The organism is Kitasatospora sp. NPDC023176 (genome assembly GCF_055560495.1).
The window spans coordinates 13,658-25,659 of record NZ_JBVHIP010000033.1 but is presented as its reverse complement, the minus strand read 5'-3'; the positions used below and the strand labels follow the sequence as shown (position 1 = coordinate 25,659).

The 12,002-nt window shown below is 72.9% G+C and carries 8 protein-coding genes; 6 read left to right on the top strand and 2 right to left on the bottom strand.

Features of this window, described 5'->3' with window-relative positions:
• Positions 1-532: 532 nt before the first annotated feature.
• Positions 533-1,180 (bottom strand): TetR/AcrR family transcriptional regulator, encoded by a 648-nt coding sequence (locus ACZ3YL_RS33225; RefSeq protein WP_465661029.1) that lies wholly within the window; start codon positions 1,178-1,180, stop codon positions 533-535.
• A gap of 109 nt (positions 1,181-1,289) precedes the next feature.
• Here ACZ3YL_RS33225 and ACZ3YL_RS33220 point away from each other — a divergent pair, with 109 nt between their 5' ends.
• The 6 genes from ACZ3YL_RS33220 (at position 1,290) to ACZ3YL_RS33195 (ending at position 8,813) form a co-directional block, all read left to right on the top strand.
• Positions 1,290-1,817, top strand: coding sequence for a hypothetical protein (locus tag ACZ3YL_RS33220; protein WP_465661028.1), 528 nt, complete (start codon positions 1,290-1,292; stop codon positions 1,815-1,817).
• Positions 1,818-2,285: 468 nt separating this feature from the next.
• Positions 2,286-4,061, top strand: a complete 1,776-nt coding sequence (locus ACZ3YL_RS33215; protein WP_465661027.1) for an endo-1,4-beta-xylanase — start codon at positions 2,286-2,288, stop codon at positions 4,059-4,061.
• Between the two features lie 37 nt (positions 4,062-4,098).
• Complete coding sequence (locus ACZ3YL_RS33210) at positions 4,099-5,283, top strand: sensor histidine kinase (protein ID WP_465661026.1); 1,185 nt, start codon at positions 4,099-4,101, stop codon at positions 5,281-5,283.
• Complete coding sequence (locus ACZ3YL_RS33205) at positions 5,280-5,948, top strand: response regulator (RefSeq protein ID WP_465661024.1); 669 nt, start codon at positions 5,280-5,282, stop codon at positions 5,946-5,948. Before ACZ3YL_RS33210 ends, ACZ3YL_RS33205 begins: the two co-directional genes overlap by 4 nt.
• A gap of 496 nt (positions 5,949-6,444) precedes the next feature.
• The gene (ppsA, locus tag ACZ3YL_RS33200; protein WP_465661021.1) at positions 6,445-8,463 is read left to right on the top strand and encodes a phosphoenolpyruvate synthase; all 2,019 of its coding nucleotides are present in this window, start codon (positions 6,445-6,447) and stop codon (positions 8,461-8,463) included.
• Complete coding sequence (locus ACZ3YL_RS33195; protein ID WP_465661019.1) at positions 8,463-8,813, top strand: putative PEP-binding protein; 351 nt, start codon at positions 8,463-8,465, stop codon at positions 8,811-8,813. Before ppsA ends, ACZ3YL_RS33195 begins: the two co-directional genes overlap by 1 nt.
• A gap of 123 nt (positions 8,814-8,936) precedes the next feature.
• Here ACZ3YL_RS33195 and ACZ3YL_RS33190 read toward each other — a convergent pair whose 3' ends face one another.
• Positions 8,937-11,693, bottom strand: a complete 2,757-nt coding sequence (locus ACZ3YL_RS33190) for a cation-translocating P-type ATPase (protein WP_465661017.1) — start codon at positions 11,691-11,693, stop codon at positions 8,937-8,939.
• Positions 11,694-12,002: the final 309 nt, after the last annotated feature.

The window sequence follows — 12,002 nt, the reverse complement described above, 5'->3', positions numbered from 1 at the left end:
GCTGAGGAACGCGTGGAGACCACTTCACGGGGAGTGGTGGAACTGCTGGCCCTCTGGCCCCGGGCAGCGGCATCGCGGCGGGAGGCGGGACCGCCGTGCGACCACCCACAGTGGTTCGATGGCGTCTGACCTGGGACGACCCCGTGACCTGCGCTCGAGTCACCTTCAAGGAGGGATCCCTCCTGCGTGAAGCCCGGCTGCCGGTCCCGCCGACGATGACCCTCCCGGGCCGGGCAGCTCACGACCTTCTCGACATGCTCCGCCCGGACTCAGGCGAGCACGGGGTCTCTGCCGTCGGCGCAAGGCTCGGGCTTCCCTGACCGCAGGCACGGCCGGAGACGCCCCACCCCGTCCGAGCCGCAGGACCGAAACCGTCCGACGCGTGGCTACGCCGTCCACGACCCGTGACCCGCCTCCTTCGAGGCGACCACGGGTACAGCCGGGGCGAAGCCCGTGACGGCCAGCCGGGAGAGGTCGCAGGCGAGCGGTGCGCGGGCGTCACGCGAATCGGCTGGGCCGTGGCAGGCGGTGCTCAGCCTTCCGTGTCGCCCTCCGGCCGCTGCGGTGGGGCGAGGAGTTCGTGGAGGGCGGGGGCGATGACGCTCGCGATGTGTTCGGGGGAGGCTTCCTCCAGGGGCGGGAAGCGAAGGACGTGGCGGCCGATGCCGATGCCGAGGATGATCGAGCCGAGCAGGGCCGCCTTCAACTGGGCTTCCTCGCCCGGGATCGCGGCCACCATGGGGTCACGGTCCGGGTCGGCGAGGAAGGCGGCCCGCAGCGTGGACCACGCCTGTTCGTGGGAGAGCATCGCGCGGACGACGTGGAGTGCGCTGCCGCCGGTGTCCTCCAGGGCGTGAAGGAAGTCGAGCAGCATCCGCTCCCCGAGCCCCTCTCCCGGGTCCCCGTCCGTGCCGCCCTCCTCCTGCCACTGGGCGCCGCGCAGTTGGAACTGCTCGATGACCGCACGGGTGAACAGCGACTCCTTGGACGTGAACCAGCGCATCACCAGCGATGCGTCGACGCCCGCCCGAGCGGCGATGGCGCGCACCGTGGTCGCGTCGTAGCCGTCCCGGCGGAAGAGTTCCCGTGCGGCGGACAGCACCGCCTGTTCTCCGCGCCTGCGGCGCTCTGCTCTGGAGGCGGCGAGCGGTGCGCCGCCCGGCTCAGCTGATGTCGACATGGCTGGATCCTACCCGACTTGATCAACGCTGTTGACCGAATCGGAGTCGGGGGCTAATTTGAGTCAACGTCGATGACCCAATCGGCAACCGACGTGTGAGCAGGGGAACATGACGATGGACCTGGTACGGGCACGAGTCGATGCCCGGTGGTGGATCTGGGGGCTGCCGCTCTCCTTCGTGGTGCACGACGGGGAGGAGGCCGTCGCGATCGCGCTCGACGGCGGCCTGGACCAAGGCGGTACACGCTTCACGGTCGCGCAGTCGCTCACCGCGATCCTGGCGGAGCTCGCCGTGGTCTGGGCCCTCACCCTGTTCGCCGACCGCGCCTTGCGGGCCGGAGGCACCGGGCGTAGCGGCCCCGGTGGCTGGGCGCTCGACGCCTACGCCGTCCTGCTGGGCGGCTGGACCCTGCACGGACTCCACCACGTCTACCTCGGGCTCAGTGGCAGCGGCTACCCACTCGGGGTGATCACCGCCCTGCCCGCAGTGGTGCTGTACGGCGCACTGACCTACGCGGCACTGCTGCGCGCCGGGGTGTTGGACAGGCGGCGGACGGTGCTCAGCCTGATCGCCGGGGCGCCCGCCGCCGTCCTGCTCGTCGCCGCCGCGCTCACCTTCGGTCGCCTCGCCTCCTGAGCGCGGGCGGCCGTCGCGGGAGCCCCGCGACGGCCGCTGCGCCCCCGCCTCGGCCCGCCTGGCGCGACCCGGGACCCGCCGGCCTGCTCGGCAGCACCGAGTTTTCGGGGGCCTCCGGGACGCGTGGCCGACAAACCGGTCCGCGCGACCTCCTCGACGCCATCCTGCACGTCGACCCTACCGGCATTGCGGCGCCGACCGCCTGCATCCTCGGCCCTGGGGAGAGGCCTGGTTCCGTGGCGCGCCGTCACTGTGGCGGTCACCGCCGCAAACGTGCAGGACGGAGCCGCAGGCCGACGGCCGCTGACCAGGACGGCCGCCGCGAGCGACCGTCACGCCGGTGGCGCGGTCCGCATGGTGTCAACCAAGGGACCATCCCGATCTCCACCTCCCGGCCGACCGAACCGCACCTTCCCCGTCCATAGGGTCGATGGTGTACCCCGACGAAGCCCCGACAGGAGCCCATCCGTGCCTTCCGTACCCGCCACCGTTGCGAACAGGGTCGCCGTGCTCACCTCCCTCGCGCTCGCCGGTGTCCTCGTCATCTCCGCCTGTGACGCGCCCGGCGGTGGGGGTGCCGCCCCGGCGCCGACCGTCACGGCCCCCACCGGGGGCGCCGTCACCCCGGCCGACCCGGTCGGCGGTACGGACCTGCTCGGCGGCGGGCACGACTGGTCGCACTTCGCCGGCGCCACCGCCGGGCCGGACGGACTCCGGATCCGCCCGCTCGGCCGGATGATCGTCCGGCAGGACGGCTCCGGCGGCCAGCCCAACCCCCCGGTCAACCTGCGCGGCCCGCACCTGGAGACCAGCGGCGACTTCGAGCTGACCGCCGACCTGCGCGGCACCTCGCACGCCGGCGCCTACCTCCAGCTCTACGGCGAGGTGCCGGTGGTCTACGACGAGTGGCGCCAGGAGCGGCGCAGTGTGCGGCTCGGAGTGGTGGACGGGCGGCTGGAGGTGGCCGTCTTCGACGGGACCAAGGCGGACCCGGTGCTGGTGCGGGCCTTCGGCTCGGGCCTGCCGGACGACATCGTGCTGACCATGAGCCGTCAGGGCGACACCGTGCGGTTCGCGGTCGGTGACGGGACGCTCGGTGAGCTGCCGATCGCCGGGGCGTTCGGTTCGACGCAGGTCTGGTTCGGGGCGGACGCCGCCGTCGGCGGCCAGGGATGGCGGCTCGCCGCCCTGCGCGTGCGGCCGTTGGAGGGCGGGGCCGTCGCCGTGGTGGACGGCGCTCCGTCGGTCGAGCAGCGGCCTGAGGCGCACTCGCTGCGCGCGCTGGGCGCGGACCGGCCCCGCCCGCTGGGCGTCGGCGCTGCCGCCGCGAGCGCGCCGCTGGCCGCCGACCGGGCCTACCGGTCGCTGCTGGCCGGGCAGTTCTCCGTGCTGACGCCCGAGAACGACATGAAGCCGCAGTTCGTCCACCCGCAGAAGGACGTCTACGACTTCACCGAGGGCGACACCCTGGTCGACTTCGCCGCCGCCAACGGCATGCAGGTGCACGCCCACACCCTGGTCTTCGGCGAGGCGCTGCCGCGCTGGATGCGGGAGACGCCGGCCGACGGGCGGGAGAAAGTGATGCTCGATCACATCGCCGAGGTGGCAGGGCACTTCAAGGGAAGGGTCGCCGAGTGGGACGTGGTCAACGAGCCGATGTCCGTCGAGGAGGGGGACTACGGTCCGGGCCGGGACGGGCTGCGCCGGCACATCTGGCAGCAGGCGATGGGCGAGCGGTACATCGACAAGGCGTTCCGGGCCGCCCGCGCGGCCGACCCGGATGCCAGGCTGTACCTCAACGAGTTCGGCCTGGAGGAGGACGGCGCCCGCTGGGACGCCTTCCTCGCGCTGGTGAAGCGGCTCAAGCAGCGCGGTGTGCCGGTGGACGGGGTCGGCTTCCAGGCGCACATCCACGCGTCCGGCGACCACGTGAAACCGGAGACGCTGGCCGACCACTTCAAGGACCTCACCGAACTCGGGCTCACGGTGCGGATCTCCGAGATCGACGTGCACGGCGAGGACCGGCAGGCGCAGGCCGGCCAGTTCGGTCTGGTGGCCAGGGTCTGTGCGCAGACGCCGGGTTGCACCTCGTTCGGTACCTGGGGCGTGGGCGACCGCTACGGTTCCACCGCCGCGCACGACAGTTACCCGCTCGCCCCGGGGGACGAGCTGATGTGGGACACCGAACTGGGGCCGAAGCCGGCTGTGGCCGCGGTTCGGGACGCCCTCGGCGCGGACAGGTGAGCGCCGGCAGGTCACCCGGGCATGATCCAATGCCCTCATGCAGCAGCCCGCCGACCGGCCGAAACCCGATCCCGCCACGGGGGTGGCCGGCCCGTACGCCCGGCTGCCCCGGCCGGTCGTGGACCTCGCACCTCCGGTGCTGATCCTCCTGCTGCTCGTCCCGCTGGCCGCCGCCGACCCGGACGTCGGGCCGACCGGCTCGACGGCCGTCAACGCGGCCCTGATGGCGGGTGGCGCGATCGCACTGGCCGCCCGGAGGTGGGCGCCGCTCGCGGTCGCCGCGGTCACCCTGCTCAGCGGTCAACTGCCGCTCGCCGTCGCCCTGTACGGACTGGCCGCCCGGCGCGGCCCCACCCGTGCTCTCGCGGTGCTCGGCCTCCTCGCCGGACTGCGGTTGACGATCCCGCTCGACCTCGGCGACCTCGCCGCGCCCGCCACCCTCGCCACCGTGGTCGAGGACCCGTTGGTGTTCGGTGCGGTGCCGCTGGCCCTGGGCCTGGCCGCCCACCAGCGGGCCCGCACCGTCACCGCGCTCGCCGAGCGCAACCGTCTGCTGGAGGAGGCCCGCCGGCACGGCGAGGAGCGGGCCGCCGCCGCCGAACGCGCCCGGCTGGCCCGCGAGATGCACGACGTCGTCTCGAACCGGGTCTCACTGATCACCCTGCACGCCGGCGCCTGCCGGCACGCGGCCGCCGACGACCCGGTGACCGTCAGGGAGACCCTGGAACTCATCCGAGGCCTCGGGCTCCAGGCGCTCACCGAACTGCGCGGACTGCTCGGGGTCCTCACCCCGGCCTCGGAGGAGGCTCCGTCGCTGAGCGGCCTGCCCGCCCTGGTCGAGGAGTCCCGGCAGGCCGGCCTCGCCGTGACGCTCACCGTGGCGGGCCTGGGGGAGGGCGGGACAGAGCCCGGCCCGGCCGTCCAGTACGCGGCGTACCGGATCGTCCAGGAGGCGCTGACCAACGTCCACAAGCACGCCCCGGCCGCCACCGCCGCCGTCACCGTCGAGGTCCGCCCGGACGGGCTGTGGGTGACCGTGGTCAACACCCGGGGCACGTCCGCCGAAGGCCCCGGACTGCCCTCCGGCGGGCACGGTCTGGACGGCATGCGCGCCCGGACCGACGATCTCGGCGGCACCCTGGAAGCCGGGCCCACCGCCGGCGGCGGCTTCGCCGTCCGGGCCGGGCTGCCGCTCGCCGCGCTCGCGGGGGCCGCCGCGTGATCAGCGTCGTCCTGGCCGACGACGAGAGCATGGTCCGCGCCGGACTGAAGCTGCTCCTGCGGGCGGAGAGCGACATCGCGGTGGTCGCCGAGGCCGTCGACGGGGAGCAGGCGCTGACCGCACTCGCCGAACACCGCCCCGACGTGCTGCTGCTCGACCTGCACATGCCCCGGCTCGACGGTCCGGGCGTGCTGCGGGCCCTGCGGGCCCGGCCCGAGGCGGTCGGCGGGACCCGCGTCCTGGTGCTGACCACCTTCGACGGCGACGAGTACCTCTTCCCCGCCCTGCACGCGGGCGCCGCCGGCTACCTGCTCAAGTCCTCACCGCCCGACGAACTGCTGCGCGGCATCCGGGCCTGCGCGGCCGGCGAGACGGTGCTCTCCTCCCGGGTCGCCGGGCGGGTGGTGGCCCGCATGGTCCAGCAGGACAGCGCGCTGGCCGGGCACACCCCGGCCTCCGCCGAGGCCGCGCTGGCCGGCCTCACCGAGCAGGAGCGGGCGGTGCTCGACCTGTTGACCGAGGGCCTGTCCAACGCGGTGATCGCCGAGCGCCTCGGCCTGTCCGTCTCGACGGTCAAGACCTACGCGAGCCGGGTCAACGCCAAACTCGGCGTGACCAGTCGGTTGCAGGCGGTCCTGCTGCTGCAACGCCTGCGCTCCGGCTGACCGGTGGGAGGCCGGTGTCCTGCGCCGGAGATCCGCCGCCCGGTCCGCGGTCGGCGTCAGGGGCACGTGGTCGTGACCGTGATGGTTCCGTTCCGAACCACCTCTGACCAGGGTGGATGAGGTCATCGGCAAGGGCGGGCAGGGACGGCGGGCTGCGCCGCCGCTCGGGGATGCCCCGGTCGTGCCGCCTTCCCCGGCCGGCGAGCAGACAGCTGGCTGGGGAACGCCTGCCACGCGTACGCCGACGCCAGGGAACCCGACCACACCACCTACTCCCGGGTCGGAGCGCGCGCCATGGAGATCGACTGCCGGGACCTGGAGGCGGCCGATGTCGCGCTGCTGACGCGCGGCCGCTCGTCGATCGGGTCGGCTCGCGCGGTTCGGACGGCCAGTGTGTACTGAGGCTGCCGGCCGACTCCCGGCCTGCCGCACGTCAGTGCGGACACGAGGCCAGGGCACACCCGTCGCCGTCTCGCTCGCACCAGCGGAGGAATCCATGCCCGCGACCCGCCGTGTGATCCGGTTCTCCGGTCTCGGCCGTGAGGATGTCGGGCTTGTCGGGGGAAAGAACGCCTCGCTCGGGGAGCTGATCGTCAGCCTGGGCCCGGCCGGTGTCCGGGGGCCGGACGGCTTCGCGAGCACCGCCGACGCCTACCGGGAGTTCCTCGGCACCGGCGGCCTCCGGCAGCGGATCACCGACCAGATCGACCTGCTGAACGGCGGCGCGCCACTCGACGAGGTGGGCACGGCGATCCGCGCCGCGATGCTCGGCACACCACTGCCACCCGCCCTGGAGGAGGAGTTGGCCGAGGCGTACGCCAGGCTCGGACGCGAGGCCGGCCGGGAGGACCCGGACGTCGCGGTGCGCAGCAGCGCCACGGCCGAGGACCTGCCGGAGGCGAGTTTCGCGGGGCAGCAGGACACCTACCTCAACGTCCGGGGCCGCGAGGCCCTGCTGGACGCCTGTCGACGCTGCTACGCCTCCCTGTTCACCGATCGGGCGATCGACTACCGCGAGCGGATGGGCTTCGGTCAGCTCGCCGTGGCGCTCTCGGTCGGCGTGCAGCTGATGGTCCGCTCCGACCTGGCCGGGGCCGGGGTGATGTTCACCCTCGACACCGAGAGCGGTTTCCCGGACGCCGTCGTGGTCAGCGCGGCCTGGGGGCTGGGCGAGACGGTGGTCAGCGGGCAGGTCGACCCCGACGAGTACCTGGTCTTCAAACCGCTCCTCGAGAACCCCGGACTCGACCCGGTCATCCACACCGAGATCGGCGCCAAGCGCCGCAAGGCCGTCTATGCCGACCGGGGCCTCACCCGCACGTTGGACACCACCGCCGAGGAGCGCGTCCGCCGGGTGCTGGACGCCGCAGAGGTGCGCCTTCTCGCGCGCTGGGGCGTTGCCATCGAGCGGCACTACGGCTGCCCGATGGACATCGAGTGGGCCAAGGACGGCCGGACCGGCGAGATCTTCATCGTCCAGGCCCGCCCCGAGACCGTGGTCTCCCGGCGGCGCGCGACGATGCTGCACCGCTTCCGGCTGACCGGCTCGGGGGAGTCGCTCGTCGACGGGATCGCGGTCGGCGAGGCGATCGGCACGGGCGCGGTCCGCGCGCTGACCACACCCGTCGAGCTCGAGCGCTTCCCGGCCGGGGCCGTGCTGGTCACCGGGATCACCGACCCGGACTGGGAACCCATCATGAAGCGGGCCGCCGCGATCGTCACCGACCACGGCGGGCGCACCTCGCACGCCGCCATCGTCAGCCGCGAACTCGGCGTGCCCGCGATCGTGGGAACCGGCCACGCGACGGAGCTGCTCCACGACGGCCAGGAGGTCACCGTCTGCTGCGCCGAGGGCGAGGACGGTCACGTCTATGCCGGACGGCTCGACTACGAGCAGTCCGAGATCGACCTCGCCGGGCTGCCGAAGACGCGCACCCGGGTCATGCTGAACCTGGCCGACCCGGCCGCCGCGTTCCGCTGGTGGCAGCTGCCGGCGGACGGCGTCGGACTGGCCCGGATGGAGTTCGTCGTCGCGCACCAGGTCAAGGCCCATCCGATGGCACTGATCCATCCCGAACGCCTCGACGCCGAGGAGCGGCGCCGCGTCGACGCGCTCACCGACGGCTACCAGGACCGGACCCGGTACTTCACGGACCGCCTCGCCCAGGGCATCGCCCGGATCGCGGCCTCGCGCTGGCCGGACCCGGTGATCGTGCGCACCAGCGACTTCAAGACCAACGAGTACGCCAAACTGGTGGGCGGGCGTCCCTTCGAACCGCTTGAGGCCAATCCGATGATCGGGTGGCGAGGCGCAAGCCGGTACTACAGCGAGGGCTACCGGGAGGGCTTCGCCCTCGAGTGCCGGGCGCTGCGCCGGGTCCGCGAGGAGATGGGCCTGACGAACGTGGTGGTGATGATCCCGTTCTGCCGCACCACGGGGGAGGCCGACCGGGTGCTCGCGGTGATGGCAGACGAGGGGCTGCCGCGCGGTGGCAACGGGCTGAGGTGTACGTGATGGCGGAGATCCCGGCCAACGTGATCCTCGCGGCGGAGTTCGCCGAACGGTTCGACGGCTTCTCGATCGGCAGCAACGACCTCACCCAGCTCACCCTGGGCGTCGACCGTGACTCCGACGCCCTCGCGCATCTCTTCGACGAGACCGATCCTGCCGTCACCCGGAGTATCGAGACCCTGATCGCCACGGCGCACGCGGCCGGCCGCCCGGTGGGGCTGTGCGGACAGAGGCCCAGTGACGACCCGGCGTTCACCCGGTTCCTGGTGGGCGCGGGGATCGACTCGATCTCGGTGGCGCCGGACAGCTTCGTGGCGGTGAAGGAGCACGTGGCTGCCGCCGAACGGGCTTGACCGCGCGGGCCGGGCCGCGGGTGGCCCGGGTGGGACGAGCCCGCCGGGGCCGCCGGTCAGGCCCTCGCAGGTGCGACGGTTCGATGACGTGCGTGCGGTTCCGGGACGCGTGCGGGGTCGAGGCTATTGCCGCAGGGGAGAACGGGAGCTGTGCCGTCGGATCAGGTAGCGGCGCAGTTCGTCGGCGCCCCAGACGATGAAGGGGTAGGGCAGCAGGAACAGCAGGTCGCTCGCCGGGAGGGCGGCGGTGCCCAGCAGTTTCTGGAACGGCGGGGTGTAGACGAAGACGGCTGCGAGGAGGAGTTCGCCGGCGATGGCGGCGATGAGGTAGCGGTTGGACAGGACACCTACGGAGCGGAGCGAGGCGCGGCTGGTGCGGACGGCGAAGGCGGTGCCGATCTGTCCGGCGATCATGCCGAGGAAGGTCATGGTAGTGGCCTGCTGGTACGCGTGGTGCAGGGGCTGCCCCGGGCCGGTGGGGTCGCCCGGGGTCCAGCCGGCCCGGGTGAGGACGTAGAAGAAGCCGGTCATCTGGAGTGCCGCGACGATGGCGCCGAGGAAGAGCCAGGCGCGCAGCAGCATCGGGCCCTGGATGACGCCTTCGGACCGCGGGCGGGGCGGGCGGTCCATGAGTCCGGGCTCGGCGGGTTCGCGGCTGAGGGCGAGGGCGGGGAGCGTCTCGCTGCCGACGTCGAAGGCGAGGAGCTGCAGGATCGTCAGGGGGAGCGGGATGCGTCCGCCGCCGAGTGCGAAGAAGAGGAACGGCATCACCTCGGGTGTGGCGTGGGCGAAGATGTAGATGATGAACTTGCGGACGTTGTCGTAGATCCGGCGGCCGTCGCGTACCGCGGTGGCGATCGAGGCGAAGTTGTCGTCGGTGAGCACCATGGTGGAGGCTTCGCGGGCGACGTCAGTGCCGGAGCGGCCCATGGCGATGCCGATGTCGGCGCGGCGCAGCGCGGGGGCGTCGTTGACGCCGTCGCCGGTCATGGCGACGACGTGTCCCTCCTCGCTCAGTGCGTCGGCGATGCGGAGCTTGGCCTCGGGGGAGGCGCGGGCGAAGACGATGTCGGGCGTCCGGCTCACCAGGGTGCGCAGCTGGCTCTCGCCGAGTTGCTCCAGTTGCTGGCCGCTGATCACGGTGGGGTCGCTGCCGGTGATGCCGACGCGCTGGGCGATCGCGGCCGCTGTGAGCGGGTGGTCGCCGGTGATCATGATGATGCGGATGCCGGCGGTGCGGCAGTCGCGTACGGCTTGGGCGACTTCGGGGCGGGGCGGGTCGAGCATGGCGATCAGTCCGGCGAAGCACAGGTCGGTCTCGGCGTCGCTCCGTCGGTGCGGTGGCCGGCGGTCGAGGGGAAGTTCCCGTTCGGCCAGGGCGAGCACGCGCAGGCCGTCGGCCGCGAACGCGTCGACCTGGGCGGCGATGCGCTGCCGGTCGGAGTCGGTGAGCGGCAGCTGCTGCCCCTGGGCGGCGAGGAACGTGGTGCAGTGCGGCAGGAGTGCTTCGGGTGCTCCCTTGGTGCGGACGGCGAGCCGGCCGTGGTGTCGGTCGATGGTCGACATCAGCTTGAGTTCCGGGTCGAAGTGGAACTGCCAGCAGCGGTCCGACTCGCGCTCGGTGGCTGCGAGGCCGGCACCCAGCTCGCGGGCGGCGAGCAGGACGGCGATCTCGGTGGGATCACCGCTGGGCTCCTCACCGGGTTCGAGGCGGGCGTTGTTGCAGGTGGCCGCGATCCGCCCGACCGTGGCCTGGACCGGGTCGGCCGGGGTGCCGCGCTGGAGCGCCGCGGCGTCGTCCAGGTCGAGGAGGCCCGAGGCGGTCCACACACGGGTGGGACGCATGCGGTTCTCGGTGATGGTGCCGGTCTTGTCCGTGCAGATGACGTCGGTCGAGCCGAGGGTCTCCACCGCGCTGAGCCGTTTGACGAGGGCACCGCGCGCGGCGAGCGCCCGGACTGCCACGGCGAGCGCGAGGGTGATGACGGGCAGGAGCCCCTCGGGGACCATGCCGGCCAGCAGGCCGGCCGCGAAGACCACGGAGTCGACCAGCGACAGGCCGATGCCGAACGTGGCCAGGGGGATGAAGGCGAGTGCCAGGGACACCGAGACGATCGCGATCAGCCAGGCGACCCGGCGCACCTGGCGCTCCAGTGGGCTGGGCTCCTGCTCGACCCGCTCGGAGAGCGCGGCGATGCGGCCGATCTCGGTGTTCATCCCGGTGGCGAAGACCACGCCATGAGCCTCGCCGCCGGTGCAGCTGGTGCCGCTGAAGACGAGATCGTGTGCCGTGAGCACCGGGACGTCCACGTCCAGGATCGCGGCCGAGCGCAACGTGGTCACCGACTCCCCGGTCAGCGCCGACATGTCGACCTCGATGGCCCCTTGCAGGAGACGGATGTCGGCGGCGATCCGGTCACCCGCCTCGATGACGACGATGTCGCCCGGGACCAGCTCGGTGGCGTCGATCTCCCGCGGGACACCGTCCCGCAGGGCCTTCGCCCGCTGGGGGATGTAGGCGGCCAGCGCCTCGACCGCGTGCTCGGCGTGCACCTCCTGGACGAACGCGAACGCGGCGTTGAGGAAGATGATCAGCACGACCGCGACCGCCACCACGAACGAACCCACGACCGTGAGCAGCACCGCGGCGAGCCACAGCAGCAGGGCGAGCGGGTGCGTGAACTGACGGGCCAGCTCCCCCGGCCAGCGTCGGCCGCCACGCCGGCGCAGCTCGTTGCGGCCGTACTGCAACAGCCGCCGCTGCGCCTCGACCGAGGTCAGTCCGACCCGCGAGCTGTGCAGATCGCGCAGGAGCAGCTCTGCCGCCTCCTCGGGATCGAGCCCGGGCGGCCGCACCCATGTTTCGTGTCGGCTCTTCACCGAACAGACGTTAGGTCCGGTCCGGAGCCCGTCGGCGGAACGACACCTCAGGCCGGCCCTCGTGCTCACCTGCCCGTGCGGTCTGAGGTCCGCAGGCAAGCACACAGGCCGGCGGCTGCCGGGTGCTCCCGATCGCGCCTCCCGTCCTCGCACAGCACGATGGAAGGAGTGACCGAGTGAGGAGATCGAGATGGCCGCCGAACTGCTACGCCGTGGTGGGTGCTGGTGGCCATCGTGCCCGGACCTTCCCACGAAGTCGCGCTCCTGTCCGGAGGGCCCGGGCGGGCAGCCACGGACGATTGACGTCAC

Bases quoted from the DNA above. Each gene is read 5' to 3' on its own strand.
- ACZ3YL_RS33220 (WP_465661028.1), top strand. From the start codon at position 1,290: ATGACGATGGACCTGGTACGGGCACGAGTCGATGCCCGGTGGTGGATC.
- ACZ3YL_RS33210 (WP_465661026.1), top strand. From the start codon at position 4,099: ATGCAGCAGCCCGCCGACCGGCCGAAACCCGATCCCGCCACGGGGGTG.
- ppsA (WP_465661021.1), top strand. From the start codon at position 6,445: ATGCCCGCGACCCGCCGTGTGATCCGGTTCTCCGGTCTCGGCCGTGAG.
- ACZ3YL_RS33225 (WP_465661029.1), bottom strand. From the start codon at position 1,180: ATGTCGACATCAGCTGAGCCGGGCGGCGCACCGCTCGCCGCCTCCAGA.
- ACZ3YL_RS33195 (WP_465661019.1), top strand. From the start codon at position 8,463: ATGGCGGAGATCCCGGCCAACGTGATCCTCGCGGCGGAGTTCGCCGAA.